Genomic DNA, 26,590 nt, shown 5'->3' with positions numbered 1-26,590 from the left:
GCTTAAAGCAGCAGATGAGACAGGTTTTTGATATGGGCGCTGAGGCCGTCGAGTAGCGCCTGTACGCGCAGGGGAAGAATGTCCCGCCGCTGGAAGATAAGCCAGGCCTGCAGGTCGATACAGCGCTCCTTTTTCAGACAGGGAACCAGCTGTCCCGCCGCCAGCTCGGTGGCGAGTGAATAGTAGGGCGCATAGACGATCCCCATCCCCAGCTTCGCCAGCTCCACCGCCGGTAGCGTGTTATCGCAAACGAATCCCCCTTTTACCGTGAGATTAAGCGGTTTGCCGTTTTTGCTTTTGAAGGTCCAGATATTGTCGCTGCCGCCCAGCATGCGCAGGGTAATGCATTCATGATCCACCAGCGCCTCCGGCTCGGCGATAGGATGTTGCGCCAGATAGTCCGGAGAGGCGAAGACGCCGGTGCGAAAGCGGGTAAAGGGGCGGGCGATGAGATTTTCATTCTGCGGCTTAAAGGGGCTTATCAGCAGATCGCAGTCGCTATTAAAAATGGCGCCGTATTTCTGTTCCCGCTCGCTGGCGTTGCGGGTGACCAGATTGATCTGCAGCTCCGGCAGGGTTTTTCTCAGCGCCGGCAGAATGTACCGCCCGAGAAACTGATGGATACCGATGGGGGCCCCGAGCGTGACCACGCCCTGCAGCGTGTTCTTATAACGGTCGGCAAGGTTGATAAGCTGCTCATGTTGTTCGAGAACCGCGCGACTGGCATGGATAAACTGCTCGCCGAACTCGGTGCGCACCAGTTCTCGGGCGGTGCGCAGGAAAATGGCCAAACCGACTTTCCGCTCCACGCTGGTCAGCGTCCGCGAGACGTTAGACTGGGGCATATTCAGGCGCTGGGCCGCCCGGCTCACGCTGGCGGTTTCGGCGATGGCGCTGATAACTCTGAGCTCATCCATTTTAAAGTCTTTCAACATCTTATCGCTGCCTGATATCTGTAATATATCAAAAATGATATACCAGTTTGGCGGAATTGCCATGTGATTTATTGATCCGCTAAACGTATGATGGCCTTTGCGTTGAACAGTCCGTTATTTAAGGAAAATTGTGCGTTTTATCGCTTCTTTTGTGGTCCTCGACGTCATTAAAAATAACGATCTTCCCGCTGGCTTACTGAGTGTATATGCACCATGCTGCTTAATTATTTTGCTTTGTTTGTATTAATACTGGTTTTTCTCATATTATTTTATGGAGTGATTATTATCCACGATATTCCCTATCATATCGCGCAAAAACGGCAGCACCCCCATCAGGACGCGATTCATGTGGCGGGCTGGATAAGCCTGTTTACCCTGCATGCTATCTGGCCTTTTCTGTGGATCTGGGCCACCTTGTACCGCCCTGACCGCGGGTGGGGGATGGCTTCGCAGACCGAGGATAGTCTGCAACGCGAGGAACTGGAGAAACGCATTGCGTTACTCGAAGCAGCGTTAAAAAATAGTCAGCAAGAATCAGCGGGGAATAACGAGAAATAATATGGATCTGTTAATTATCCTTTGCTATGTCGCCATCGCCTGGGGCGTTTTTAAGATATTTCGCATTCCAGTAAATAAATGGACGATCCCCACTGCCATATTAGGCGGAATAGTGGTCGTAGGCACGTTAATATTAACGATGAACTATAACCATCCCTATACGCTGCGGGCGCAAAAAATTGTCGTCTCTATTCCGATGGTGCCTCAGGTCTCAGGCGAGGTGGTTGAGGTCACCAGTAAAACCAACGTGTTAATGAAGAAGGGCGAACTGCTGTTCCGCATCGATGACACCCGCTACCGCGCGCGGTTGAACAAACTGCAGGCCGATCTGGCGGCCGAGGAGGCGACGCTGCGGGCGAAGCAGGCGACCATTGACGATGCCAGCGCCAGAGTGCAGCAGGCGCAGGCCGAGTACGATCGCGTTACCCGTGACTACCAGCGTTATGCACAGGGGGCGGCCATGCCGGTCAATCCTTTCTCCGAACAGGATGTGACTCACGCCAGGCAGCAGGTGCAGATCCAGACGGCGGTATTGCAGGCGGCGAAAGCGCAATTACAAAACGCCAGAGAGCAGGTGTCTGGCCGCTATAACGGGCTTGATGCCAACATTGCCAGTCTGAAATCGCAGATCCTCGAGGCGGAGTATAATCTGGCGCAAACTGTGGTTCGTGCGCCGAGCGATGGCTACGTTACCCAGCTATTGGCGCGGCCGGGGATGACCGCGGTACGTCTGCCCTTCAAGCCGGTGCTGGTGTTTATTCCCCAGCAAAAGCGCCAGGTGGTGGCGGTATTCCGCCAGAACTCGGTTCTGCGTCTGACGGCCGGGGATAGCGCGGAGGTGGTGTTTAATGGTCTGCCGGGCAGCGTCTATAGCGGTAAGGTATCGCGGGTGCTGCCGGCGATCCCGGATGGCAGCTATCAGGCCAGCGGTGCGCTGCAGGGGCTGAGCGCCGGAGCCGGAAAAGAGGGCATCTATGTGCTGATCGACCTCGATCCCCACCCGGAAGTGGAACATTTACCGGACGGGGTCAGTGCGCAGGCGGCGGTTTATACCGATTATTTTGCCCATGTGTCGATTATGCGCAAAGTCCTGCTACGAATGACCAGCTGGCTGCATTACCTCTATCTGGATCATTAATCAGGATGGCCCGGTCGAGGCCGGGCCGTCTTGCCTACACGTCCCTGATCCGCCACAGGCAGACCTGAGCGGTGATACCCATGACCAGCGCTATCCAGAACACCGCGTGATAGCTCCAGATCTCCGCTACTACCCCCGCCAGTGAACCGGCGATGATCCAGCCGACGCGGGTGGTATTGGTGTAGAGGGTAGTGGCCGCGCCCGCTTGCCCCGGCATCAGATCCTGGAAATAGAGCATGCCGATCCCGGCGAGGATCCCGATATAGACGGCGTTCAGCACCTGCATCGCCAGCAGCAGCGCCGGCGTATGCACCGTCAACATGCCCACGTAAAACAACACACCGGCCACTGCCGAAAGGCGCATCAGAAAGCGTTTACCAAAGCGCCGGGCATAATAACCGGCAATCAGCATGGTAGGAATTTCCAGTCCGGCCGCGGTGCCCATCATCAGCCCGGCCAGCTTCTCCGGCAGATGCAGCTCATTAATGATAAACAGCGGCATATTAATGATGTACAGGCTGTTGGTGCCCCACATCAGCGTGCAGATGCTAAACAGCAGCAGCGCATCGCGGCGGTGCGTGCGCGGGGCTTCCAGCCGGCCCGTCGCCACCGCCGCCGCTTTATGCATGCTGGGTAAGAACAGCCAGACCATGATCCCGCAGACGATAAACGCCGCCGCAGCGCTGAGATACATTGCGGTAAAACCAAACCCCATCGCCAGGGCGTAGGCCAGCGGGGGACCAATCACCCATGCCAGGGAGACCTGGGCGCGCAAAATGGAGCTGAACATCACCGCTTCGCGACCGGTCTTGTCGGCGTGCTCGCGCGCGAGGGCGAACATCTGCGGGTTGGCGGTCGAGCCAAAGCTACTGAGGAAGACGCCGATAAACAGCAAAATGAAGTAGTTCCGGTTCCAGGCAAACAGCAGGCAGGCCAGCACCCCCAGCAGGCAGCAGACGACAATCAGCTGTTTGCGATCGCCCCGCCGGTCGGAGCGGCCGGCGAGAAACTGGCTGACCAGAATGCCAATGACGGCGCTACCGGTAAAAAAGAAGCCGACCATCGCCGGGCGGACGTGCACTTCGTTGGTCAAAAAGAGGCTCAGTGTTGGGGTTTGCAACGCCCCGGCAATGCCTGTCAGAAAGGCGACGATCAAGAATGCGGAAGAGGTTACATCGAACCCGCGTCGGGGAAGAGCGGCGCTACGGTTTTGCATGTTCGGTTTTCTGTAGTTTCAGGAGACGGCGCGGAGTTTACGCCTGCTGGCTGAAAATAAACAGTAGTATGGCACGAATAATTAAAAAGGCGTTTCAAAATATAAGGTTCAGCAAAAAGCTGACATTTGCGGTGGTCGATAGCAAAGGCTTCAGCAAAAGTGTGCAGTACCTCTAAGTTCTGCAATCAAGTCGCTGACGTACCTTGCGCGTTGAGCAAGAAAGGTACAAAATTCTTGAAACGTTTCAGCGTCATTCGACAATCCGTTCCCCGTCAGATGGCGCCTTTTTTCTCAAGTTAGCTGAAACGATTCAATTCAGCAGGAGAGGAGAACCATGTTCCAGTTATCTGTGCAGGATATTCATCCCGGCCAGCAGGCCGGTAATAAAGAAGAGGCCATCCGGCAGGTCGCCGCCGCGCTGGTCAGCGCCGGCAACGTGGCTGATGGCTACGTGAACGGTATGCTGGCTCGCGAGCAGCAGACCTCGACCTTCCTCGGCAACGGGATTGCGATCCCGCACGGCACGACGGACACCCGTGACCAGGTGCTGAAGACCGGCGTCCAGGTATTTCAGTTCCCGCAGGGCGTCACCTGGGGCGAAGGGCAGACCGCCTATGTGGCGATCGGGATTGCCGCCAGCTCAGATGAACACCTTGGCCTGCTGCGTCAGCTGACCCATGTGCTAAGCGATGACGCGGTAGCCGCGCAGCTGCAGTCCGCCACCACCGCGGAAGAGCTGCGTGCGCTGCTGATGGGGGAAAAACAGAGCGAAGCGCTGAAGCTGGACAACGAGACCCTCAGCCTCGACGTGGCGGCCAGCGATCTGCTGACCCTGCAGGCGCTGAACGCGGCGCGACTGAAAGAAGTGGGTGCCGCTGACACGGCATTCGTAAGCCACGCTATCAACGATACGCCGCTGAACCTCGGTCAGGGCGTCTGGCTGAACGACAGTGCGGAAGGCAATCTGCGCAGCGCCGTGGCAGTCAGCCGCGCGGCTAATGCCTTTACCCGCGACGACCAGCCGGTTTCCCTGCTGGTCACGGTGGCGATGGCCGATGAGCAGCCGACTGCGGTGCTGAACCGCCTGAGCAAGCTGCTGCTGGATAAGAAAGCTGACCGTTTGCTGAAAGCCGACGCCGCCACCGTGCTGGCGCTGCTGACCAGCGACGATGCCATTGCGGAAGATGTGCTGAGCGCCGAATTCGTGGTGCGCAATGAGCATGGCCTGCATGCCCGACCGGGCACCATGCTGGTCAATACGATTAAACAATTCTCCAGCGACATCACCGTCACCAACCTCGACGGTTCCGGCAAGCCGGCCAACGGTCGCAGCCTGATGAAGGTCGTGGCGCTGGGTGTGAAAAAAGGTCACCGTCTGCGTTTCACCGCGCAGGGTGAGGATGCGCAACAAGCGCTGGATGCGATTGGCGAAGCGATCGCCGCAGGCCTTGGGGAGGGCGCATAAATGAGCAGACGTGTAGCAACGATTACGTTAAACCCGGCGTACGATCTGGTGGGGTTCACCCCGGAGATTGAACGCGGTGAAGTGAACCTGGTGCGCACCACCGGTCTGCATGCCGCCGGGAAAGGCATCAACGTGGCGAAAGTGCTGAAAGATCTCGGTATTGACGTCACCGTCGGCGGCTTCCTGGGCAAAGACAACCAGGATGGCTTTCAGCAGTTGTTCAGTGAGCTGGGGATCGCCAACCGTTTCCAGGTGGTGCAGGGCCGGACCCGCATCAACGTTAAGCTGACGGAAAAAGATGGCGAAGTGACGGATTTCAACTTCTCCGGCTTTGAAGTCACCCCGGGCGACTGGGAACGCTTCGTCAACGACTCCCTGAGCTGGCTCGGGCAGTTCGATATGGTCTGCGTCAGCGGCAGCCTGCCGTCCGGCGTCAGCCCGGAGGCCTTCACCGACTGGATGACCCGTCTGCGCAGCCAGTGCCCATGCATTATTTTCGACAGCAGCCGCGAAGCGCTGGTTGCCGGACTGAAAGCGGCGCCATGGCTGGTGAAACCGAACCGTCGCGAGCTGGAAATCTGGGCCGGGCGTAAGCTGCCGGAGATGAAAGATGTTATCGAAGCCGCCCATGCGCTGCGCGAGCAGGGTATCGCCCACGTGGTGATTTCCCTGGGTGAAGAGGGCGCGCTGTGGGTGAACGCCTCCGGTGAGTGGATTGCCAAACCGCCTTCAGTGGAAGTGGTCAGCACCGTCGGCGCCGGCGATTCGATGGTTGGCGGCCTGATTTACGGCCTGCTGATGCGTGAATCCAGCGAGCATACCCTGCGCCTGGCGACTGCCGTCGCTGCCCTGGCCGTCAGCCAGAGCAACGTGGGTATTACCGACCGTACCCAGTTGGCCGCGATGATGGCGCGCGTCGACTTACAACCCTTTAATTGACAGCAGGAGAGGCATAATGAAAACGCTGCTGATTATTGATGCCGGACTCGGACAGGCGCGCGCCTATATGGCGAAAACCCTGCTGGGAGCGGCAGCGCCTAAAGCGCACCTTGAACTGATTGATAACCCGAACGACGCCGAACTGGTGATTGTGCTGGGCGCGGCGCTGCCCACCGACAGCGCGCTGAACGGCAAACAGGTCTACCTCGGCGATATTAATCGCGCCGTGGCGCACCCGGAGCTGTTCCTCAGCGAAGCCAAAGGTCACGCAACGCCGTACGCGGCCCCTGCCGCTGCGGCAGTCCCGGCGGCTACCGGCGGACCGAAACGTATTGTCGCGGTCACGGCCTGCCCGACCGGCGTTGCTCATACCTTTATGGCGGCAGAAGCCATCGAAACCGAAGCCAAAAAACGCGGCTGGTGGGTGAAGGTGGAAACCCGCGGCTCCGTCGGGGCTGGCAATGCCATCACCCCGGAAGAGGTGGCCGAGGCGGATCTGGTGATCGTCGCTGCCGATATCGAGGTGGACCTGGCGAAATTCGCCGGTAAGCCAATGTATCGCACCACCACCGGTCTGGCGCTGAAGAAAACCGCCCAGGAGCTGGATAAAGCGGTGGCCGAAGCCAAACCGTACCAGCCGTCCGGTAAACCTCAGGCTGCTGGCGAAGGGAAAAAAGAGTCGGCGGGCGCCTACCGCCACCTGTTGACCGGCGTCTCCTACATGCTGCCGATGGTGGTGGCCGGGGGCCTGTGTATTGCGCTCTCCTTTGCCTTCGGGATCAAAGCGTTTGAAGTGAAAGACACCCTGGCGGCGGCGCTGATGCAGATCGGCGGCGGCTCGGCCTTCGCGCTGATGGTACCGGTGCTGGCAGGCTTTATCGCCTTCTCCATTGCCGACCGTCCGGGCCTGACCCCGGGTCTTATCGGCGGTATGCTGGCGGTCAGCGGCGGCTCCGGCTTTATCGGCGGGATCATTGCTGGTTTCCTTGCCGGTTACGTGGCGAAAGCCATCAGCACGAAGCTGAAACTGCCGCAGAGTATGGAAGCGTTGAAGCCAATCCTGATCATTCCGCTGGTCTCCAGCCTGATCGTGGGTCTGGCGATGATCTACCTGATCGGTAAACCGGTAGCCGGTATTCTCGCCTGGCTGACCCACTGGCTGCAAACCATGGGCACCGCGAACGCGGTTCTGCTGGGCGCAATCCTCGGCGCGATGATGTGTACCGACATGGGCGGGCCAGTGAATAAAGCGGCTTATGCCTTTGGCGTGGGCCTGCTGAGTACCCAGACCTACGCGCCGATGGCGGCGATCATGGCGGCCGGTATGGTGCCTCCGCTGGCGATGGGTATCGCGACGCTGGTTGCCCGCAATAAGTTCGACAAAGGGCAGCGTGAAGGGGGGAAAGCCGCGCTGGTTCTCGGCCTGTGCTTTATCTCTGAAGGGGCGATTCCTTTTGCCGCCCGTGACCCGATGCGCGTGCTGCCTTGCTGCATCGTCGGCGGCGCGGTAACCGGCGCTATCTCGATGGCGATTGGCGCGAAACTGATGGCGCCGCACGGCGGTCTGTTTGTCCTGCTGATCCCGGGAGCGATTACGCCGGTGCTGGGCTACCTGCTGGCGATTATTGCCGGGACGCTGGTGGCGGGCCTCTCCTACGCGGTGCTGAAACGCCCGGAAGCGCAGGCAGTGGAAGTCGAAAAAGCGGCATAATCTTACCGTAATAAAAAAGGGCCGATTGTTCGGCCCTTTTTTGATCTCTGTTTTACGCCACTTCGGCGGTCTGCTGTGCCCGCAGCCAGGCAATCTCTTCCGCCCAGATATCCGGGTTGATGGTTTCCAGAATCAGTGGAATGCCGTCGAAGCGGCTGTCCTGCATGATCCAGCTGAAGCAGTCGTGGCCGATGTTGCCTTCGCCAAGGCTATGGTGACGGTCAACGCGGCTGCCAAAAGTACTCTTGGCATCATTCAGGTGCATGCCGCGCAGATACTGGAAACCGACGATGCGCGCAAACTCGGCGAAAGTCTTTTCACACGCTTCCGCGCTGCGCAGGTCATAGCCGGCGGCGAACGCGTGGCAGGTATCGATGCAGACGCCGACGCGGGATTTATCCTCCACGCCGTCGATAATCGCCGCGAGGTGCTCGAACTTAAAGCCGAGGTTGCTGCCCTGGCCGGCGGTATTTTCGATAACCGCAGTAACGCCTTCGGTCTTCGCCAGCGCGATATTGATCGATTCGGCGATGCGCGCCAGGCACGCCTCCTCCGGGATCTGCTGCAGATGGCTGCCGGGGTGGAAGTTGAGCAGCGTCAGCCCCAGCTGCTGGCAGCGGGTCATCTCATCGATGAAGGCATCACGGGATTTTTCCAGCGCTTCTTCCACCGGGTGGCCGAGGTTAATCAGGTAGCTGTCGTGCGGCAGGATCTGCCCCGGGCCAAAGTGATACTTTTCGCAGGCGGCTTTGAATTCGGCGATGGTTTCGTCGCTGAGCGGCGCGGCGCGCCACTGGCGCTGGTTCTTGGTGAAGAGGGCGAAGGCGGTTGCTTCGATTTCGGCGGCGCGAATGGCGGCATTGGCCAGTCCACCTGAGGCGCTCACGTGCGCTCCTACGTATTTCATAAAAAAACTCCAGTTAAAGCCGCTGGGGGGTGGGTAATGATAGCGGCTTAACTGGAGAAAGATGTAGTGCTTTATGCCATCAGGCTGTGGATAGCGACGTTAATAGCCCCGCCGCCGACAATCAACCAGACGAACAGCATCAGCGCCATCAGCAGCGGTTTCGCCCCGGCTTTTTTCAGCGCGCTGACGTGAGTGGTGACCCCGAGGGCGGCCATTGCCATCGCCAGCAGAACGGTATCCAGCGTCACCAGCATATCCACCACGGCTTTCGGCAGCAGATGGAAGGAGTTAAACACCGCCACCAGGATGAACATAATCGCAAACCACGGAATGGTGATTTTGCTTTTCTCGCCGTTGCCTGCCGGGGTCAGCTGTTTAACACGCGCCGCCAGGAACAGCAGGAACGGAGCCAGCATCATGACGCGCAGCATTTTAGCGATAACCGCCGCGTTCTCCGCGTCCGGGCTGACCGCATGGCCGGCGGCAACCACCTGCGCCACTTCATGCATGGTGGAACCCATATAGATCCCGTAGGTCTCCGGGGTAAACCAATGCGCCAGCAGCGGGTACATCGCCGGGTAGAGGAAGATAGCGATGGTACCGAAGATAACCACTGTAGCGACGGCGACGGTCACTTTACTGGCTTCGGCTTTGACCACAGGCTCGGTGGCGAGCACGGCCGCCGCGCCGCAGATGCTGCTGCCGGCGCCGATCAGCCAGCTGGTGTGTTTGTCGAGACCAAACACTTTCTGGCCAAGGAAGCAGGCGATGAAAAAGGTACTGGAGAGCGTCAGTACGTCAATCAAAATACCGCTCACGCCGACGTCGGCAATCTGGGCGAACGTCAGGCGGAAGCCGTAGAGGATGATCCCCAGGCGCAGCAGATGCTGCTTGGCGAAGATCACCCCGCCGTCGCAGGGCTGCCAGATTTTCGGGTAGACCGTGTTGCCGACGACCATCCCGAACAGGATAGCGAGGGTCAGGGCGCTAAAGCCTGCGCCGGCGATGGCCGGGAAACTACCGGCCCACAGGGCGGCGCCGGTCAGCGCGGCGGTCAACGCCAGGCCTGGGACAAAATGCCACAGGGAACGATGTTTGGTGGGTAAAGTGAGTGCTGTCATAACCTTCTCCTTTGTCTGCCTAAAGGTTACGCCGCGCGCGGTTAAATATAAAATTGATTATATGTTTATAATCAATCGTAATAAGTGGTTAATGACCGCATCGTCGCTGACAACGGGGCAGGGGCATGAGGCGGCGGAAGCGGGGCGGTTCCCCCCGGCAAGACGATGATTTTGTGACATAAGCGGATTTTCCTTCCTTCAGCCGCCTCGATTTGTGTCACCATAGTAAGGAAGGTTATTCAGGTTGGATTACTAAACGGGTGGGTTATGCATATTACGCTGCGGCAGCTGGAAGTGTTCGCCGAAGTCCACAAGAGTGGGTCAACCACTCAGGCGTCACAGATGTTGGCGCTTTCGCAATCTGCGGTCAGCGCCGCGCTGACCGATCTGGAAGGGCAGCTCGGCGTTCAGTTGTTTGACCGCGTCGGTAAACGACTGGTGGTGAATGAGCACGGACGGCTGCTGTACCCGCGTGCGCTGGCCCTGCTGGAGCGGGCGCTGGAGATCGAACAGCTGTTTCGCGGCGATAATGGGGCAATCCGGGTCTACGCCAGCAGCACCATCGGTAACTATATTATGCCGGAGATCATTGCCCGCTATCGCCATGACTTCCCGGAGCTGCCGGTTGAGCTGAGCGTGGGTAACAGTCTGGATGTGATCAACGCCGTCGCCGACCTGCGGGTGGATTTCGGTCTGATTGAGGGGCCGTGCCATGCCGCTGATATTATTGCCGAGCCGTGGCTGGAAGATGAGCTGGTGGTGTTTGCCGCGCCTGATTCGCCGCTGCTGGCGGGGGAAGTGACTTTGCAGCAGCTGGCCGAGGCGCCGTGGATCCTGCGCGAGCATGGGTCCGGTACCCGGGAGATTGTCGATTATGTTCTGCTGTCGCATCTGCCGGCGTTTCATATGGGCATGGAGCTGGGCAACTCGGAGGCGATCAAGCACGCCGTCCGGCATGGGCTGGGCATCAGCTGTTTATCGCGGCGGGTCATTGCCGAACAACTGGCCTCGGGCACGCTGGCGGAGCTGAAAGTGCCATTGCCTCGGCTGACGCGCACGCTGTGGCGGATCCATCATCGGCAGAAGCATATTTCCAAAGCATTACAACGTTTTCTGCATTATTGCCAGGTGTAGCACCCGGTTTTTCCGCCTCATAACGGGCTGAATTCGCTGGCAATTCCGCAGGTTAGTGCTTTACTAATAATTTGCGGGCGATCATGAAGCTCTCTTATAACTTTGCATTTGTACCGGATGGAACCCCGATCGTCTGCTACAATCGCGCCTCATTTTTTGGATGGATAGCATTATCACATGGTTTCGGAAACTAAAACCACAGAAGCGCCCACGCTACGTCGTGAACTCAAGGCGCGCCACTTGACCATGATCGCCATCGGCGGTTCCATCGGTACGGGTCTTTTTGTTGCCTCTGGCGCAACCATTTCGCAAGCAGGTCCCGGCGGGGCGCTGCTGTCTTATATTCTGATCGGTTTAATGGTCTATTTCCTGATGACCAGCCTGGGTGAACTGGCGGCGTTTATGCCGGTGTCCGGTTCCTTTGCCACCTACGGCCAGAATTATGTTGAAGAAGGCTTTGGCTTCGCGCTGGGCTGGAACTATTGGTACAACTGGGCAGTGACGATCGCCGTTGACCTCGTGGCCTCGCAGCTGGTGATGAGCTACTGGTTCCCTGACTCTCCGGGCTGGATCTGGAGCGCCTTGTTCCTTGGCATTATGTTCCTGCTGAACTGGATCTCGGTTCGCGGCTTTGGCGAGGCGGAATACTGGTTCTCGCTGATCAAAGTCGCCACCGTCATTATCTTTATTATTGTCGGCGTGATGATGATTGTCGGCATCTTCAAAGGGTCGCAGCCTACCGGCTGGAGCAACTGGGGGATCGCGGATGCGCCGTTCGCCGGCGGCTTCTCGGCGATGATCGGCGTGGCAATGATTGTCGGCTTCTCCTTCCAGGGCACCGAGCTTATCGGCATCGCGGCCGGTGAGTCTGAGGATCCGGAGAAGAACATCCCGCGCGCGGTGCGCCAGGTCTTCTGGCGTATCCTGCTGTTCTACGTTTTCGCCATTTTGATTATCAGCCTGATCATTCCGTACACCGACCCGAGCCTGCTGCGCAACGACGTGAAGGATATCTCCGTCAGCCCGTTCACGCTGGTCTTCCAGCACGCCGGTCTGCTGTCGGCGGCGGCGATCATGAACGCGGTTATCCTGACCGCCGTTCTGTCGGCCGGTAACTCCGGGATGTACGCTTCCACGCGTATGCTGTACACCCTGGCCTGCGACGGCAAAGCGCCGCGTATTTTCTCGAAGCTGTCGCGTGGCGGCGTGCCGCGCAACGCGCTGTACGCGACCACTGTTATCGCGGCGCTGTGCTTCCTGACGTCCATGTTCGGCAACCAGACGGTGTACCTGTGGCTGCTGAACACCTCCGGGATGACCGGCTTTATCGCCTGGCTGGGTATTGCGATCAGCCACTATCGTTTCCGTCGCGGCTACGTCATGCAGGGTAACGATATTAATAATCTGCCGTATCGTTCCGGGTTCTTCCCGCTGGGGCCGATCTTCGCCTTCGTGCTGTGCCTGATCATCACCCTTGGACAGAACTACGAAGCGTTCCTCAAGGACACTATTGACTGGGGCGGCGTGGCGGCGACCTACATCGGTATTCCGCTGTTCCTCGTCATCTGGTTTGGTTACAAGCTGGCGAAAGGCACCCGCTTTGTTCGCTACAGCGAAATGACCTTCCCGGACCGCTTTAAGCGTTAATCCTCACGGTTATACGGCAAAAGCCCTCTGAAAAGAGGGCTTTTTTTATGTCCGCACGGTTACAGCTTGACACAATTCTTCATAATTATATTGATAATCGTAATCATTATCTTTATCATTTTCGCCCATTACGGATGAAGCCACTCCCCGTCTCTGCCATTTGGTCAGACTGACATTGGGCGACCAGCCACATCGATGAGAAAACAGCGCGAGCATGCCGCCGACAGAGCGACAGGCCGCCAGCGCGTGTGAGCAGCACCTTTTTGTTTGTTTGGTTGTACACCTCATGGAGATTTGGAATGTTCAGGTTAAACCCTTTTATCCGGGCGGGATTGTCTGCGTCCGTCGTATCCTTGGCGTTTCCGGCCCTCGCCGATGTAAATGAAGAAACGCTGGTGGTGACCGCCTCGGCCACTGAACAGAGCGTCAAAGACGCGCCGGCGAGCATCAGCGTCATCACCCAGCAGGATTTACAACGTAAGCCCGTCCAGAACCTGAAAGACGTACTGCGCGATGTCCCTGGGGTCCAGCTCACTAACGAAGGGGATAACCGCAAGGGCGTCAGCATTCGCGGTCTGAGCAGCAGCTATACCCTGATCCTTGTCGACGGGAAACGCGTCAACTCCCGGAACGCCGTCTTCCGCCATAATGACTTCGACCTGAACTGGATCCCGGTGGATGCCATCGAACGTATCGAGGTGGTGCGCGGCCCGATGTCCTCCCTTTACGGCTCCGATGCGCTCGGTGGCGTGGTCAACATCATTACCAAAAAAATCGGCCAGAAATGGACCGGGACGCTGAGTGCCGATACCACCATTCAGGAGCACCGCGACCGCGGCGATACCTATAACGGCCAGTTCTTCACCAGCGGTCCGCTGATCGACGGCGTGCTCGGGATGAAGGCCTACGGCAGCCTGGCAAAACGCGCCAAGGACGATCCGCAGTCTTCCAGCAGCGCCACTGGCGAGACGCCGCGCATTGAGGGCTTCACCAGCCGCGATGGCAATGTTGAATTCGCCTGGACGCCGGGCGAAAACCATGATTTTACGGCGGGCTATGGCTTTGACCGTCAGGATCGTGATTCCGATTCCCTTGACCGCAACCGCCTTGAGCGTGAGAACTACTCCCTGAGCCATAACGGCCGCTGGGATATGGGCAACAGCGAGCTCAAGTTCTACGGCGAAAAGGTGGATAACAAAAATCCGGGACAGAACGGGACCATCACCTCGGAAAGCAATGCCATCGACGGCAAGTATGTCCTGCCGCTGGACATGATTAACCAGCTGGTAACCTTCGGCGGCGAATGGCGCCACGATAAACTGAAAGATCCGGTCAACCTGAGCAGCGGCAGCCAGTCGACCTCCGCCAGCCAGTATGCCCTGTTTATCGAAGACGAATGGCGCATCATCGAGCCGCTGGCGCTGACCACCGGCATTCGTATGGACGACCACCAGACCTATGGCGATCACTGGAGCCCGCGTGCCTATCTGGTGTATAACGCCACCGATACCGTCACCGTCAAAGGCGGCTGGGCGACGGCGTTTAAAGCCCCGTCGCTGCTGCAGCTTAACCCCGACTGGACCACCAACTCCTGCCGCGGGTCGTGTAGCATCATCGGTAACCCGGACCTGAAACCGGAAACCAGTGAAAGCTTCGAGCTCGGTCTCTACTACCGTGGGGAAGAGGGCTGGCTGGAAGATGTCGAAGGCAGCATCACCACCTTCCAGAATAATGTCGACGATATGATCGATGTTCTGCGCACCTCCAGCGCCAGCGAAGCGCCGGGCTACCCGAACTTTGTCGGCTGGAAAACCGTCAACGGCAAGCGCGTGCCGATCTTCCGCTATTTCAACGTCAACAAAGCCCGCATCAAAGGGGTGGAGACGGAGGTGAAGATCCCGTTTGGCGATGAGTGGAAGCTGACGATGAACTACACCTACAACGATGGCCGCGATCTGAGCAATGGCGGCGACAAACCGCTGCAGACGCTGCCGTTCCATACCGCCAACGGCACGCTTGACTGGAAACCGCTGGACGACTGGTCCTTCTACGTGACGGCCAACTATACCGGCCAGCAGCGCTCGGTGAGCGCCACCGGCAAAACGCCGGGCGGCTACACCCTGTTTGACGTTGGCGCGGCATGGCAGGTGACCAAAAACGTGAAACTGCGCTCCGGGGTGCAGAACGTGGGTGATAAAGATCTGAGCCGGGACGACTACAGCTATACCGAAGAGGGCCGTCGCTACTTTATGGCGGTGGATTATCGCTTCTGATCGTCGGCACTAAAACGTGGCCTGCGGGCCTGAGTATGCGCCGCGAAGCTGCTTCGCGGCGCATTGGCGTTTAGGCAAAGAGATGCTGCGCATGGAAGCGCAGATGGTCTTCAATAAACGAGGCAATGAAGTAATAGCTGTGGTCGTAGCCAGGCTGGATACGCAGCGTTAACGGCCAGGCCTTCTGGCGGGCGGTTTCCGCCAGTACGGCCGGCTGTAATTGCCCGGCGAGGAACGGATCGTTATCGCCCTGGTCGATCAGCGTCGGCACGGCGTCAGCCGGCTGGCTGGCCTGCATCAGCGCGCAGCTGTCCCACGACTGCCATGTCGATTCATCCGCGCCCAGATAGGCGGTAAACGCTTTCTTGCCCCACGGCACCTGGCCGGGATTGACGATCGGCGCGAAGGCGGAGACGCTGGCGTAGCGGCCCGGATTTTTGAGCGCCATCACCAGCGCGCCGTGACCGCCCATCGAGTGGCCGCTGATGGCGCAGCGTTCGCCGACGCTAAACTCGCTACGGATCAGCGCGGGCAGTTCATCGCGCAGATAATCATACATTCGATAGTGCGCCGCCCACGGCGCCTCGGTGGCATTCAGGTAGAAGCCGGCGCCTTGCCCCAGATCGTATCCATCATCGTTGGCGACCTCATCACCGCGCGGGCTGGTATCCGGCATCACCAGCGCGATGCCCAGCTCAGCGGCAATGCGCTGGGCGCCCGCCTTGGTGGTAAAGTTTTCGTCGTTACAGGTCAGCCCGGACAGCCAGTACAGTACCGGCGGCGGCGTTTCGCGCTCAGGCGGTAAAAAAATGCTGAACGTCATGGCGCAGTTCAGGACAGGGGAGTGATGACTCCAGCGTTGTTGCCGACCGTCAAAACAGCGATGCTCTTCAAGCAGTTCCATGCAAGGCTCCTCGAAAGGGGGGTGCGCGTAAACGTTCATAATACAGATATTTCATTAGCCGGTGAGTAACTTTCACTTTCTCCTTTTGAGAACTTACTGCATCATTAATGCAACTTATAGCCAACATGCCGGTGTAGCGATGGCGCTTATGGATGCGTACAGCGGTTAGATCATTCCGGATTCGGCGATAAGGATTTGGCGCTGCGCCTGAGGCGCGGCTCCAGGCCCTAATAAAAGGCAGCGCCAATTTCAATAATTATCGTTACGGCTACTGGATTCTGTGCGCCACCTCACGCACAATGAATACAAACTTTGCCCCCAGAAAAAGCAAAGAGCGCCACACCTGCAGGAGAAACCCAAATGTCATCACTGAGTAAAGAAGCCGTCCTCGTTCATGAAGCGCTGGTCGCTCGTGGGCTGGAGACGCCGCTGCGTGCGCCAGTACAAGAAATTGATAACGAAACACGCAAGCGTTTGATTGCCGGTCATATGACCGAGATTATGCAACTGCTGAATCTGGATCTGAGTGATGACAGTCTGATGGAGACGCCGCATCGCATCGCCAAAATGTATGTCGATGAGATCTTCTCCGGGCTGGATTACACCCGCTTCCCGAAAATCACCGTCATTGAAAACAAAATGAAGGTCGATGAAATGGTCACCGTGCGCGATATCACTCTGACCAGCACCTGCGAACACCATTTTGTCACCATCGATGGTAAAGCGACGGTGGCCTATATCCCGAAAGATTCGGTGATCGGCCTGTCGAAAATCAACCGCATCGTGCAGTTCTTCGCCCAGCGCCCGCAGGTCCAGGAGCGCCTGACCCAGCAGATCCTGCTGGCGCTGCAGACGTTGCTCGGCACCAGCAACGTGGCGGTATCCATTGACGCGGTGCATTACTGCGTGAAAGCGCGCGGCATCCGCGACGCGACCAGCGCAACCACCACCACCTCCCTCGGTGGCCTGTTCAAATCCAGCCAGAATACCCGCCAGGAATTCCTGCGCGCAGTACGTCACCACAACTAAAACGGAGCAGGGTACATGGAGAGAAATGTCACGCTGGACTTTGTCCGCGGCGTCGCCATCCTCGGTATCCTGCTTCTCAATATCAGCGCCTTCGGCTTGCCGAAGGCCGCTTACCTCAATCCCGCCTGGTCAGGAAGCGCGACCCTCAGCGATGCCTGGACGTGGGCACTCCTCGACCTGCTGGCGCAGGTGAAGTTTCTCACCCTGTTCGCGTTGCTGTTTGGCGCCGGTCTGCAGCTATTGCTCCCGCGAGGGAAGCGCTGGATCCAGTCGCGGCTGACGCTGCTGGCGCTGCTCGGTTTCATTCACGGTCTTTTTTTCTGGGATGGCGACATTCTGCTGGCCTACGCCCTGGTGGGGCTGGTGAGCTGGCGCATGGTGCGTGAGGCGCACCATGTCAAATCGCTGTTCAATACCGGGGTGGTGCTCTACCTCATCGGCATTGCGGTGCTGGTCCTGCTGGGAGTCATTTCCGGGACGGCGGCGAATCGCTCCTGGGTGCCGGATGCGGCGAACCTGCAGTATGAGCAGTACTGGAAGCTGCACGGCGGCATGGAGGCGGTCAGCAACCGGGCGGATATGCTATCGGACAATCTGCTGGCGCTGGGCGCCCAGTATGGCTGGCAGCTGGCGGGGATGATGCTGATGGGCGCGGCGCTAATGCGCAGCGGCTGGCTCAAAGGGCAGTTCAGTCTGCGTCACTACCGGCGCACGGGTGCCCTGCTGGTGGTTGCCGGCATGGCGGTAAATCTGCCGGCAATATTCGCCCAGTGGTATCTGGCCTGGGACTATCGCTGGTGCGCGTTTTTGCTGCAGGCGCCGCGCGAACTGAGCGCCCCCTTACAGGCGATCGGCTATGCCTCGCTGGCCTGGGGCTACTGGCCGCAGCTGTGCCGTTTCCGCCTGGTGGGCGCTATCGCCTGCGTCGGACGCATGGCGCTGACCAACTACCTGTTGCAGACCCTGATCTGCACCACCCTGTTTTATCATCTCGGGCTGTTTATGCGCTTCGATCGTCTGCAGCTGCTGGCCTTTGTTCCCCCCATCTGGGCCGTTAACCTCCTTGTCTCATCGCTGTGGCTGCGCCGCTTCCGCCAGGGGCCGGTGGAATGGCTGTGGCGTCAGTTAACCCTGCGTGCGTCAGGCACATCATTGAAAGACACATCCAGATAACGATCTCGATCACAATCATTAACAAAACGGATGTAAACGTTTCCAGCCGTGTGACCTCACTCACGTAGCGGACCGCGGGTCGCTGCCAGAATAGCCTCCTTGCTGAGCACAGGAGGTGAATGTGACGTGCTGTAATTCTCTTAAGGTCGCTGAGTATGATCACCATTCGTGATGTCGCCCGCCAGGCGGGTGTATCCGTGGCCACCGTGTCGCGGGTGCTGAACAACAGCGCGCTGGTGAGTCCGGATACGCGCGACGCCGTGATGAAAGCGGTGACCCAACTGGGCTACCGACCCAACGCCAACGCCCAGGCGCTGGCCACCCAGGTGAGCGATACCATCGGCGTGGTGGTGATGGACGTCTCCGACGCCTTCTTCGGCGCGCTGGTGAAAGCGGTGGATACCGTCGCCCAGCAGCATCAGAAGTATGTGCTGATCGGCAACAGCTATCACGAGGCGGAAAAAGAGCGCCACGCCATCGAGGTGCTGATCCGCCAGCGCTGCTCGGCGCTGATTGTCCATTCGAAAGCGCTCAGCGATGATGAACTGAGCGACTTTATGCAACATATCCCGGGAATGGTGCTGATCAACCGCATTGTGCCAGGCTTTGCCCATCGCTGCGTCGGGCTCGACAACGTCAGCGGCGCGCTGATGGCCACCCGCATGTTGCTCAATAACGGCCACCAGCGCATCGGCTACCTCTCCTCTAATCACGGCATTGAAGATGACGATATGCGCCGGGAAGGGTGGAGCAAAGCGCTGCAGGAGCAGGGCATCATCGCCCCGGATAGCTGGGTCGGTTCTGGCTCCCCGGATATGCAGGGCGGCGAAGCGGCGATGGTCGAACTGCTGGGGCGTAATCTCGGTCTCACCGCAGTGTTTGCCTATAACGACAGCATGGCGGCCGGCGCGCTGACGACCCTGAAAGACAACGGCATTGTCGTGCCGCAGCATCTGTCGCTGATTGGCTTTGATGATATTCCTATTTCCCGTTACACCGATCCTCAGCTCACCACCGTGCGCTATCCGGTGATGTCGATGGCGAAACTGGCCACCGAGCTGGCGCTGCTGGGGGCGGCCGGCAAGCTGGATCGCGAGGCAACGCACTGCTTTATGCCGACGCTGGTGCGCCGCCATTCCGTTGCCCAGCGGCAAACTGTGGGGCCGATCACTAACTGAAGCGGTGATGGGATGTAACCGCTTTCAATTTGTGAGTAAATTCACAGTATATTAACATTCGCCTGATTATGATGGCAGCGTTTACCAGTCTGAACCACGAGGTGATGGGTTATCCTCACTTTTTTAAGTAGGAACAAGGCGTTAAACGAGTTTTAGAGTCGTATTTTTCTGGAGCGTTACCCGACACGGAAGACCGAATTTTCGTCGTGAAATGCGTTGTGCGGTAACACTAATGCAACAAATCCCGCCCGCACTTTTTCACAATAATGACCCTGCATAATAAAACCGGAGATTCCATGAATAAGAAGGTGTTTACCCTGTCTGCTGTAATGGCTGGTCTGTTATTTGGCGCCGCAGCACACGCAGCAGATACCCGTATCGGCGTGACGATTTATAAATATGACGACAACTTTATGTCGGTGGTGCGTAAGGCGATTGAAAAAGATGGCAAATCCGCGCCTGACGTCCAGTTGCTGATGAATGACTCGCAGAACGACCAGTCGAAACAAAATGATCAGATTGACGTGCTGTTGGCGAAAGGCGTGAAGGCGCTGGCGATTAACCTGGTTGACCCGGCGGCAGCGGGAACGGTGATCGAAAAAGCGCGCGGGCAGAATATTCCGGTGGTGTTCTTCAACAAAGAGCCTTCCCGCAAAGCACTGGATAGTTACGACAAAGCTTATTACGTCGGTACCGATTCGAAAGAGTCCGGGATTATTCAGGGCGATCTGATCGCCAAGCACTGGAAAGCCAACCCGAACTGGGATCTGAACAAAGATGGCCAGATTCAGTTCGTCCTGCTGAAAGGCGAGCCGGGCCATCCGGATGCGGAAGCGCGTACCACTTACGTTATCAAAGAGCTGAATGATAAAGGTCTGAAGACCCAACAGCTGCAGCTGGATACCGCCATGTGGGATACCGCTCAGGCGAAAGACAAAATGGACGCCTGGCTCTCCGGCCCGAATGCGAACAAGATTGAAGTGGTGATCGCCAACAACGATGCCATGGCGATGGGTGCGGTTGAAGCGCTGAAAGCGCACAACAAGAGCAGCATTCCGGTATTCGGCGTCGATGCCCTGCCAGAAGCACTGGCGCTGGTGAAATCCGGTGCGATGGCCGGTACCGTGCTGAACGATGCCAACAACCAGGCGAAAGCAACCTTCGATCTGGCGAAAAACCTTGCAGCAGGTAAAGAAGCCGCGGCGGGCACCAACTGGAAAATTGAGAACAAGATTGTTCGCGTACCTTACGTGGGCGTCGATAAAGACAACCTGAGCCAGTTTACCGGCAAATAATCGTGATGTGAGTTGCGGGCGTGGTTCATCCACGCCCGATTATTCCTGATACAGAACCAGACTCCTGCTGGCGTTATTGCGCCGGACGGGGCGTGCATGAACGCAGCCAGGTATAACTATGGTCAGCAATAATAGCGAACGGTCAGGCGAGTATTTGTTGGAGATGACCAACATCAACAAATCGTTTCCTGGCGTCAAGGCTCTTGATAATGTCAACCTGAAGGTTCGTCCGCACTCCATTCATGCGTTAATGGGTGAGAACGGCGCCGGCAAATCGACATTATTAAAATGCCTTTTTGGGATCTATCAAAAAGATTCCGGTAGCATTCTTTTTCAGGGAAAAGAGATCGATTTCCATTCGGCGAAAGAAGCCCTGGAAAACGGTATATCGATGGTGCATCAGGAATTAAACCTGGTATTACAGCGTTCGGTCATGGATAACATGTGGCTTGGGCGCTATCCAACTAAAGGCATGTTCGTCGATCAGGAGAGAATGTACCGGGATACCAAGGCGATTTTTGATGAACTGGATATTGATATCGACCCGCGCGCCCGCGTCGGCACCTTATCGGTATCCCAGATGCAGATGATTGAGATCGCCAAGGCGTTTTCCTATGACGCTAAAATCGTCATCATGGATGAGCCCACGTCATCGCTGACGGAAAAAGAGGTCAACCATCTGTTTAAGATCATCCGCAAGCTGAAAGATCGCGGCTGCGGTATCGTCTATATCTCGCACAAGATGGAAGAAATTTTCCAGCTGTGCGATGAAATTACCATCCTGCGCGACGGCCAGTGGATTGCCACCCAGCCGCTGGAAGGGTTGGATATGGACAAGATCATCGCCATGATGGTCGGGCGCTCGCTCAATCAGCGTTTTCCGGATCGCGAAAACACCCCAGGCGAAGTGATCCTCGAGGTGCGCAATCTGACGTCGCTGCGCCAGCCGTCCATTCGTGATATTTCCTTCGACCTGCATAAAGGCGAAATTCTCGGTATCGCCGGCCTGGTGGGCGCTAAACGCACCGATATCGTGGAGACGCTGTTCGGGATCCGTGAGAAGGCCAGCGGCACCATCACCCTGCACGGTAAGAAGATCAACAACCACAGCGCCAACGAGGCGATTAACCACGGTTTTGCGCTGGTGACTGAGGAGCGGCGGTCCACCGGGATTTACGCCTATCTGGATATCGGTTTTAACTCGCTGATCTCCAATATTAAGAAATATAAAAACAGCCTCGGCTTGCTGGATAACTCGCGAATGAAGAGCGACACCCAGTGGGTTATTGACTCGATGCGCGTTAAAACCCCCGGCCAGCATACGCAGATCGGTTCGCTTTCCGGTGGTAACCAGCAAAAGGTCATTATAGGCCGCTGGCTGCTGACCCAGCCGGAGATCCTGATGCTGGATGAGCCAACGCGCGGTATCGACGTCGGCGCCAAATTCGAGATCTACCAGCTGATTGCCGAGCTGGCTAAAAGAGACAAAGGAATCATTATTATTTCTTCCGAAATGCCGGAACTGCTGGGGATTACCGACCGCATTCTGGTGATGAGCAATGGCCTTGTCGCGGGCATTGTTGAGACTAAAACCACCACGCAAAACGAGATACTGCGTCTTGCGTCATTGCACCTTTAAGATCAGGGGCTTCACATGAGTGCGTTAAATAAAAAGAGTTTTCTCACTTACCTGAAAGAGGGTGGGATATATGTCGTCCTTCTGGTCCTGTTGGCCATTATTATTTCCCAGGATCCGACATTTTTAAGTCTGCTCAACCTGAGTAATATTCTGACCCAGTCCTCGGTGCGTATTATTATTGCCCTGGGCGTGGCCGGGCTAATCGTCACGCAGGGGACCGACCTCTCCGCCGGACGTCAGGTGGGACTGGCGGCGGTCATTGCCGCCACCATGCTGCAGGCGGTGGATAATGCCAACAAGGTGTTCCCGGATATGGCGACCATGCCGATCCCGTTGGTGATCCTGCTGGTGTGCGCCATCGGGGCGGTCATCGGCCTGATTAACGGGATCGTCATCGCCTACCTGAACGTGACGCCGTTTATTACCACCCTCGGCACCATGATCATCGTGTACGGCATTAACTCGCTGTACTACGACTTCGTGGGCGCGTCGCCGATCTCCGGTTTTGACAGCCACTTCTCCCATTTTGCCCAGGGGTTTGTGGCGCTGGGCTCGTTCCGCCTGTCCTACATTACCTTCTACGCGCTGATTGCCGTCTTCTTTGTCTGGATCCTGTGGAACAAGACGCGTTTTGGTAAAAACATCTTCGCTATCGGCGGTAACCCGGAAGCGGCGAAAGTCTCCGGGGTTAACGTAGCGTTGAACCTGCTGATGATCTATGCCCTCTCCGGCGTGTTCTACGCCTTCGGCGGCCTGCTGGAAGCCGGGCGTATCGGCTCGGCGACCAATAACCTCGGCTTTATGTATGAACTGGACGCCATTGCCGCCTGCGTGGTAGGCGGCGTATCGTTCAGCGGTGGGGTAGGGACAGTGTTTGGCGTGGTGACCGGGGTGATTATCTTTACCGTCATCAACTACGGCCTGACCTATATCGGCGTCAACCCTTACTGGCAGTACATCATTAAGGGGGCGATTATTATCTTCGCCGTGGCGCTGGACTCCCTGAAATACGCCCGTAAGAAATAAGATTGAACGCATCAAAAACCCGCGCCTGGCGCGGGTTTTTTTATACCTGAAACGAATGCGTTGATGGAGGCTACTTTTCTTTCTGCAGCTCCAGCAGCTGCTCCGGAGTGACTGCCGGGTAGGACTGGGCGTCATCCGGTACGTCATGCTGTTGAGCCGGAATCGGGATGAGAGGGCCGAGAAAGCGCGGTTCCCGTTTGAAGATATAGAGGTCCGCCAGCGCGCCAAAGCGGGCGCCGAACTCGCGCAGCCGCACGCTCCACATATCCTTCGGCGATGGCACCGCGTAGCACTGGGCCTGGATCCCCATATGCAGGGCGATAAACAGCGCCCGTTCGCAGTGGAAGCGCTGGGTGATGATAATGAAGTCGTTGGTGTCGAACACTTTGCGGGTGCGGACAATCGAGTCGAGCGTACGGAAGCCGGCATAGTCCAGCACGATATCGGCGGGATCGACGCCGCCTTTAATCAGGTCCCGACGCATGGTCATCGGTTCATTGTAGCTTTGCAGGGCATTATCGCCGCTCAGCAGCAGATAGTTGACCTTGCCGCTGTTGTAGGCGTTCAGCGCGCCCTGGATGCGGTAGCGGTAATACTGATTGATGACGCCGGTGCGGTAATATTTGGCGGTGCCCAGCACCACGCCGACCTGACGGTAGGGCAGGTCCTGCAGCTCATCATAGATATAGGGCGCGGTTTTCCAGCTCATCCAGCGGTCAAGGCCCAGCACGGTCAACAGCAGCAGGCCGAGCAGGACTAACAGGCTGTAGAACACACGCTTTAACATGAACTTGGCTCAATAATAGACAACGGAGTCTTCAGGCTACTTTACCCGCCGGGCAAGCGCAAGAAACCCGCGTTTGATTGCGGGGATTTTCAGCAATATGGACAGATCGCCAAACGCAGGTCGGGGAAGGCGTGAGCCGACACCCGACATAGAGATCTTCAGCTCGCAATGGAACGGACGGTAGGTCGGGTAAGCGTAGCGCCACCCGACAACATCACGGTATATCAGGTCGGCCGGATAAGGCGAAACCGTCATCCGGCAATCTGCTCAGGCTGATCAACCTAACAGCACGCGCTCGATATTCTGGCAGCCCAGCGCCTTCAGGGTGGCGACGGTCGCATCCCACTGGATCAGCGCCGCGTCGGCTTTCTCCGCCAGGATTGCCCGCTGGATATCGGGATAATCATAGCCATTGAGGCTCAGGAGATTCAGCGCCCCTTGCAGCGGCGGCAGCGTCGGATTGAACGCCGCGTTTTCCGCATAGCTGCCGCTAAAAATGGTGCCGTCTTTCAGCTCCAGCGCCACGCCGGAAGGCGAGTGGCTGTAGGGCGCATGGCAGCGGTTGGCGGCCTGAATGGCTGCCTGGGTCAGGGCATCGCCGCTCACCGGGAAGCCATGATTCTGTTCATCCATCAGCAGGGTTTTGATCTCCAGGTCTTTCGGACCAAAGGCGTCCGGCAGATAGTGCTGGAGGGCATGCGCTTCGCGACCCGGCAGATGAATGCGCAGCGCCAGTCCGCTGTTCAGTTCGTTCATAAACTGACGGCAGTGGCCGCACGGCGTGTAGTTCACCGTAATAGCGCGCAGGGAGGTCTCGCCGCGCAGCCAGGCGTGGCTGATGGCGCTCTGTTCCGCGTGAACGGTCTGCTGCATGGTCGCGCCGAGAAATTCCATATTGCCGCCAAAGTACCAGCGGCCGCTGACGCCGCGGGCGATAGCCCCGACGTTAAAATGAGAAAGGTCGGCGCGCGCGCAGGCGGCAGCAAGCGGCAGTAGCGCAAAGGCCAGCGCGTCTTCGTCCAGACCTGTCGCCTGCTGCAGCGTCGCCACCTGATCGGCTTCGAGCAGCGCCGGGAAGTGCGGGTCGGCGAGCATCGGGGCGATGGCCGCCTGCAGGTCTGCTGCCAGAGTCGTCAAAGCAGCTTGAAAACGTGAGTGCATAGCGTTGCCTCATAACAATGTAATGGGAAGCCAGTGTACGGGCGTCCAGCGGTCTCATATGTGATGAATGTCTCACTGTTTGTGCAACTTTGATTTGTTGCATTAAAAAATGTGACTTAAATCACGTTTTACCCCACCACCGCGAGGATCAGCGGAAATAAGAACGGCGCCATCAACGAGGTGATGATCCCGCACAGCACCAGCGCCAGCGAGCTAAACGCCCCTTCCTGATAGTCCAGTTCGGCACAGCGGGCGGTGCCGAGGGCGTGCGAGGCGGTACCCATTGACAGGCCGCGTGACGCTTTGGTGCGAATGCGCATCAGGTTAAGCAGCGTATGGCCGAATACCGCGCCGAGGATGCCGACAAAAATCACGCACACGGCGCTGATGGCCGGAATGCCGCCGATGCTGCCGCTGACCGCCATGGCAATCGGCGTAGTGACTGACTTAGGCAGAATAGAGGCGGCGATTTGCGGCGTGGCGCCCATCAGCAGGGCGACGGTAGTACCGGTGATCATCGCCACGCAGCTGCCGATAAAGCAGATGGTGATGATTGATTTCCAGCGCGCGCGTATCTGGTGCAGTTGCTCATACAGTGGAAAGGCCAGCGCGACCACCGCCGGCTGCAGCAGATCGTTCAGGACTTTGCTGCCGGCAAAATAACGCTCATAGGAGATCCCGGTCAGCAGCAGAAACGGAATTATGACTACCATCGCCACCAGTAGCGGGTTGAGCAGCGGGAACTTAAAGCGGGCCGCCAGCCTGCGGGCGAGAAAAAAGACGATCAGGGTTAGCGGCAGCGACCACCAGATTTCATGCATCATTTTTCTTTTCCTTTTGCCCAATCACTTTACGTTCGCCATGCACCAGGTGAGAGCTCCAGCTCACCACCACGAATACCACCAGGGTGCTGATGGCGCAGGAGATAACCACAGGCCCCAGCTGGGCGCGCAGCAGATCCCAGTACTGCATCACGCCGACACCGATGGGCACGAACAATAGCGCCATATAGCGGATCAGGATATTGCAGCCAGGATTGACCCACTGCGGCGGCATAATTTGCAGCGCCAGCAGCACGAAGAGGATCAGCATGCCGATGATGCTGCCGGGGATAGTGATGGGCAGCAGCCCGGAGATAAAAATTCCGGCGTATAAGCAGGCGTAAATCAGGACGAAGGCCCGCAGGTACTGCCAGATAATAGTCAGCGATTTACTCATGGTAATAACCCTTGATGAAGTGCATTCATCATACAATTAATCCCTAAAATGTGCTACCGATCACATCATGAATTCTACGCATAGCGCTGATAGCGTACGGGAACAATAGCCTCTCCTGGCAGGACCCGACAGCTCG

Annotated in this window: 23 protein-coding genes; 14 read left to right on the top strand and 9 right to left on the bottom strand. The window is 57.6% G+C overall.

Annotation, left to right across the window (positions count from 1 at the left end):
- Window positions 1-2 precede the first annotated feature (2 nt).
- On the bottom strand, window positions 3-935 hold the full coding sequence (locus tag CWM58_RS21975; RefSeq protein WP_061156333.1) for a LysR family transcriptional regulator: 933 nt from the start codon (window positions 933-935) through the stop codon (window positions 3-5).
- A gap of 213 nt (window positions 936-1,148) precedes the next feature.
- Here CWM58_RS21975 and CWM58_RS21970 point away from each other — a divergent pair, with 213 nt between their 5' ends.
- Window positions 1,149-1,493, top strand: a complete 345-nt coding sequence (locus tag CWM58_RS21970; RefSeq protein ID WP_100681786.1) for a DUF3302 domain-containing protein — start codon at window positions 1,149-1,151, stop codon at window positions 1,491-1,493.
- Window position 1,494: 1 nt separating this feature from the next.
- Window positions 1,495-2,631 (top strand): HlyD family secretion protein, encoded by a 1,137-nt coding sequence (locus tag CWM58_RS21965; protein WP_061153856.1) that lies wholly within the window; start codon window positions 1,495-1,497, stop codon window positions 2,629-2,631.
- A 34-nt stretch (window positions 2,632-2,665) separates the two neighbouring features.
- On the opposite strand, the gene setB is transcribed toward CWM58_RS21965, so the two are convergent.
- Entirely contained in the window at window positions 2,666-3,847 is a 1,182-nt protein-coding gene (gene setB / locus CWM58_RS21960; protein WP_008804017.1) for a sugar efflux transporter SetB, read from the bottom strand.
- A 334-nt stretch (window positions 3,848-4,181) separates the two neighbouring features.
- On the opposite strand from setB, the gene fruB reads away from it, so the two are divergent.
- Genes fruB through fruA form a run of 3 tightly spaced genes read left to right on the top strand, consistent with a single transcriptional unit; the run spans window position 4,182 to window position 7,962 of the window.
- Window positions 4,182-5,312, top strand: a complete 1,131-nt coding sequence (gene fruB / locus CWM58_RS21955) for a fused PTS fructose transporter subunit IIA/HPr protein (RefSeq protein WP_008804018.1) — start codon at window positions 4,182-4,184, stop codon at window positions 5,310-5,312.
- Window positions 5,313-6,251, top strand: a complete 939-nt coding sequence (gene fruK, locus CWM58_RS21950) for a 1-phosphofructokinase (RefSeq protein WP_004103928.1) — start codon at window positions 5,313-5,315, stop codon at window positions 6,249-6,251.
- Window positions 6,252-6,267: 16 nt separating this feature from the next.
- Window positions 6,268-7,962 carry a PTS fructose transporter subunit IIBC gene (fruA, locus tag CWM58_RS21945; RefSeq protein ID WP_100681785.1) on the top strand — a complete coding sequence of 565 codons (1,695 nt, stop codon included), beginning with the start codon at window positions 6,268-6,270 and terminating at the stop codon, window positions 7,960-7,962.
- A gap of 52 nt (window positions 7,963-8,014) precedes the next feature.
- Here the strand turns inward: fruA and nfo are convergent, their stop codons facing one another.
- Together nfo and CWM58_RS21935 are read right to left on the bottom strand one after the other, a co-directional pair.
- Window positions 8,015-8,869: a deoxyribonuclease IV gene (nfo, locus tag CWM58_RS21940; protein WP_061153862.1), complete on the bottom strand. Its 855-nt coding sequence runs from the start codon at window positions 8,867-8,869 to the stop codon at window positions 8,015-8,017.
- Window positions 8,870-8,940: 71 nt separating this feature from the next.
- Window positions 8,941-9,990 carry a YeiH family protein gene (locus tag CWM58_RS21935; protein WP_012967550.1) on the bottom strand — a complete coding sequence of 350 codons (1,050 nt, stop codon included), beginning with the start codon at window positions 9,988-9,990 and terminating at the stop codon, window positions 8,941-8,943.
- A 267-nt stretch (window positions 9,991-10,257) separates the two neighbouring features.
- On the opposite strand from CWM58_RS21935, the gene yieE reads away from it, so the two are divergent.
- The 3 genes from yieE (at window position 10,258) to cirA (ending at window position 15,044) form a co-directional block, all read left to right on the top strand.
- A complete protein-coding gene (yieE, locus tag CWM58_RS21925; protein ID WP_061153864.1) occupies window positions 10,258-11,124 on the top strand; it encodes a DNA-binding transcriptional regulator YeiE in 867 nt (288 codons plus the stop codon).
- A gap of 177 nt (window positions 11,125-11,301) precedes the next feature.
- Window positions 11,302-12,771 carry an amino acid permease gene (locus tag CWM58_RS21920; protein WP_061153865.1) on the top strand — a complete coding sequence of 490 codons (1,470 nt, stop codon included), beginning with the start codon at window positions 11,302-11,304 and terminating at the stop codon, window positions 12,769-12,771.
- Window positions 12,772-13,070: 299 nt separating this feature from the next.
- A complete protein-coding gene (gene cirA, locus CWM58_RS21915) occupies window positions 13,071-15,044 on the top strand; it encodes a catecholate siderophore receptor CirA (RefSeq protein ID WP_100681783.1) in 1,974 nt (657 codons plus the stop codon).
- Between the two features lie 70 nt (window positions 15,045-15,114).
- On the opposite strand, the gene fghA is transcribed toward cirA, so the two are convergent.
- The gene (fghA, locus tag CWM58_RS21910) at window positions 15,115-15,948 is read right to left on the bottom strand and encodes an S-formylglutathione hydrolase (RefSeq protein ID WP_100681782.1); all 834 of its coding nucleotides are present in this window, start codon (window positions 15,946-15,948) and stop codon (window positions 15,115-15,117) included.
- A gap of 360 nt (window positions 15,949-16,308) precedes the next feature.
- Here fghA and folE point away from each other — a divergent pair, with 360 nt between their 5' ends.
- The 6 genes from folE to mglC all read left to right on the top strand — a co-directional run bounded on the left by folE (window position 16,309) and on the right by mglC (window position 23,288).
- On the top strand, window positions 16,309-16,977 hold the full coding sequence (gene folE, locus CWM58_RS21905; protein WP_061153868.1) for a GTP cyclohydrolase I FolE: 669 nt from the start codon (window positions 16,309-16,311) through the stop codon (window positions 16,975-16,977).
- 15 nt (window positions 16,978-16,992) lie between these two features.
- Entirely contained in the window at window positions 16,993-18,150 is a 1,158-nt protein-coding gene (yeiB, locus tag CWM58_RS21900) for a DUF418 domain-containing protein YeiB (protein ID WP_008804026.1), read from the top strand.
- A gap of 155 nt (window positions 18,151-18,305) precedes the next feature.
- A complete protein-coding gene (gene galS, locus CWM58_RS21895) occupies window positions 18,306-19,328 on the top strand; it encodes an HTH-type transcriptional regulator GalS (protein ID WP_100681781.1) in 1,023 nt (340 codons plus the stop codon).
- A 296-nt stretch (window positions 19,329-19,624) separates the two neighbouring features.
- Window positions 19,625-20,623, top strand: a complete 999-nt coding sequence (gene mglB, locus CWM58_RS21890) for a galactose/glucose ABC transporter substrate-binding protein MglB (protein WP_061153870.1) — start codon at window positions 19,625-19,627, stop codon at window positions 20,621-20,623.
- A gap of 118 nt (window positions 20,624-20,741) precedes the next feature.
- Window positions 20,742-22,262, top strand: a complete 1,521-nt coding sequence (gene mglA, locus CWM58_RS21885; RefSeq protein WP_074388042.1) for a galactose/methyl galactoside ABC transporter ATP-binding protein MglA — start codon at window positions 20,742-20,744, stop codon at window positions 22,260-22,262.
- Window positions 22,263-22,277: 15 nt separating this feature from the next.
- The gene (gene mglC / locus CWM58_RS21880) at window positions 22,278-23,288 is read left to right on the top strand and encodes a galactose/methyl galactoside ABC transporter permease MglC (RefSeq protein WP_100681780.1); all 1,011 of its coding nucleotides are present in this window, start codon (window positions 22,278-22,280) and stop codon (window positions 23,286-23,288) included.
- Window positions 23,289-23,358: 70 nt separating this feature from the next.
- Here the strand turns inward: mglC and sanA are convergent, their stop codons facing one another.
- From sanA to CWM58_RS21855, 4 genes are all read right to left on the bottom strand, one after another.
- Window positions 23,359-24,075: an outer membrane permeability protein SanA gene (sanA, locus tag CWM58_RS21875; RefSeq protein WP_004201624.1), complete on the bottom strand. Its 717-nt coding sequence runs from the start codon at window positions 24,073-24,075 to the stop codon at window positions 23,359-23,361.
- Between the two features lie 276 nt (window positions 24,076-24,351).
- Window positions 24,352-25,236 (bottom strand): cytidine deaminase, encoded by an 885-nt coding sequence (cdd, locus tag CWM58_RS21865; RefSeq protein WP_061153872.1) that lies wholly within the window; start codon window positions 25,234-25,236, stop codon window positions 24,352-24,354.
- 128 nt (window positions 25,237-25,364) lie between these two features.
- The gene (locus CWM58_RS21860) at window positions 25,365-26,060 is read right to left on the bottom strand and encodes a CidB/LrgB family autolysis modulator (RefSeq protein WP_008804035.1); all 696 of its coding nucleotides are present in this window, start codon (window positions 26,058-26,060) and stop codon (window positions 25,365-25,367) included.
- Complete coding sequence (locus tag CWM58_RS21855; RefSeq protein WP_100681778.1) at window positions 26,050-26,454, bottom strand: CidA/LrgA family protein; 405 nt, start codon at window positions 26,452-26,454, stop codon at window positions 26,050-26,052. Before CWM58_RS21855 ends, CWM58_RS21860 begins: the two co-directional genes overlap by 11 nt.
- Window positions 26,455-26,590 lie beyond the last annotated feature (136 nt).

This window comes from Klebsiella sp. H-Nf2 (assembly GCF_002806645.1).
GTDB classification, from domain to species: Bacteria; Pseudomonadota; Gammaproteobacteria; order Enterobacterales; family Enterobacteriaceae; genus Klebsiella; species Klebsiella variicola.
Note: the sequence above shows the minus strand (reverse complement) of the source record. Positions and strands in the feature narration are given on the sequence as shown.

Excerpts from the sequence above, each read along its gene's own strand:
- setB (WP_008804017.1), bottom strand. The coding sequence starts at position 3,847 with ATGCAAAACCGTAGCGCCGCTCTTCCCCGACGCGGGTTCGATGTAACC.
- mglA (WP_074388042.1), top strand. The coding sequence starts at position 20,742 with ATGGTCAGCAATAATAGCGAACGGTCAGGCGAGTATTTGTTGGAGATG.
- sanA (WP_004201624.1), bottom strand. The coding sequence starts at position 24,075 with ATGTTAAAGCGTGTGTTCTACAGCCTGTTAGTCCTGCTCGGCCTGCTG.
- CWM58_RS21855 (WP_100681778.1), bottom strand. The coding sequence starts at position 26,454 with ATGAGTAAATCGCTGACTATTATCTGGCAGTACCTGCGGGCCTTCGTC.
- CWM58_RS21935 (WP_012967550.1), bottom strand. The coding sequence starts at position 9,990 with ATGACAGCACTCACTTTACCCACCAAACATCGTTCCCTGTGGCATTTT.
- folE (WP_061153868.1), top strand. The coding sequence starts at position 16,309 with ATGTCATCACTGAGTAAAGAAGCCGTCCTCGTTCATGAAGCGCTGGTC.
- CWM58_RS21970 (WP_100681786.1), top strand. The coding sequence starts at position 1,149 with ATGCTGCTTAATTATTTTGCTTTGTTTGTATTAATACTGGTTTTTCTC.
- CWM58_RS21920 (WP_061153865.1), top strand. The coding sequence starts at position 11,302 with ATGGTTTCGGAAACTAAAACCACAGAAGCGCCCACGCTACGTCGTGAA.
- nfo (WP_061153862.1), bottom strand. The coding sequence starts at position 8,869 with ATGAAATACGTAGGAGCGCACGTGAGCGCCTCAGGTGGACTGGCCAAT.
- mglB (WP_061153870.1), top strand. The coding sequence starts at position 19,625 with ATGAATAAGAAGGTGTTTACCCTGTCTGCTGTAATGGCTGGTCTGTTA.
- yieE (WP_061153864.1), top strand. The coding sequence starts at position 10,258 with ATGCATATTACGCTGCGGCAGCTGGAAGTGTTCGCCGAAGTCCACAAG.
- galS (WP_100681781.1), top strand. The coding sequence starts at position 18,306 with ATGATCACCATTCGTGATGTCGCCCGCCAGGCGGGTGTATCCGTGGCC.
- fghA (WP_100681782.1), bottom strand. The coding sequence starts at position 15,948 with ATGGAACTGCTTGAAGAGCATCGCTGTTTTGACGGTCGGCAACAACGC.
- fruB (WP_008804018.1), top strand. The coding sequence starts at position 4,182 with ATGTTCCAGTTATCTGTGCAGGATATTCATCCCGGCCAGCAGGCCGGT.
- cdd (WP_061153872.1), bottom strand. The coding sequence starts at position 25,236 with ATGCACTCACGTTTTCAAGCTGCTTTGACGACTCTGGCAGCAGACCTG.
- cirA (WP_100681783.1), top strand. The coding sequence starts at position 13,071 with ATGTTCAGGTTAAACCCTTTTATCCGGGCGGGATTGTCTGCGTCCGTC.
- CWM58_RS21965 (WP_061153856.1), top strand. The coding sequence starts at position 1,495 with ATGGATCTGTTAATTATCCTTTGCTATGTCGCCATCGCCTGGGGCGTT.
- mglC (WP_100681780.1), top strand. The coding sequence starts at position 22,278 with ATGAGTGCGTTAAATAAAAAGAGTTTTCTCACTTACCTGAAAGAGGGT.
- fruK (WP_004103928.1), top strand. The coding sequence starts at position 5,313 with ATGAGCAGACGTGTAGCAACGATTACGTTAAACCCGGCGTACGATCTG.
- CWM58_RS21975 (WP_061156333.1), bottom strand. The coding sequence starts at position 935 with ATGTTGAAAGACTTTAAAATGGATGAGCTCAGAGTTATCAGCGCCATC.
- CWM58_RS21860 (WP_008804035.1), bottom strand. The coding sequence starts at position 26,060 with ATGATGCATGAAATCTGGTGGTCGCTGCCGCTAACCCTGATCGTCTTT.
- yeiB (WP_008804026.1), top strand. The coding sequence starts at position 16,993 with ATGGAGAGAAATGTCACGCTGGACTTTGTCCGCGGCGTCGCCATCCTC.
- fruA (WP_100681785.1), top strand. The coding sequence starts at position 6,268 with ATGAAAACGCTGCTGATTATTGATGCCGGACTCGGACAGGCGCGCGCC.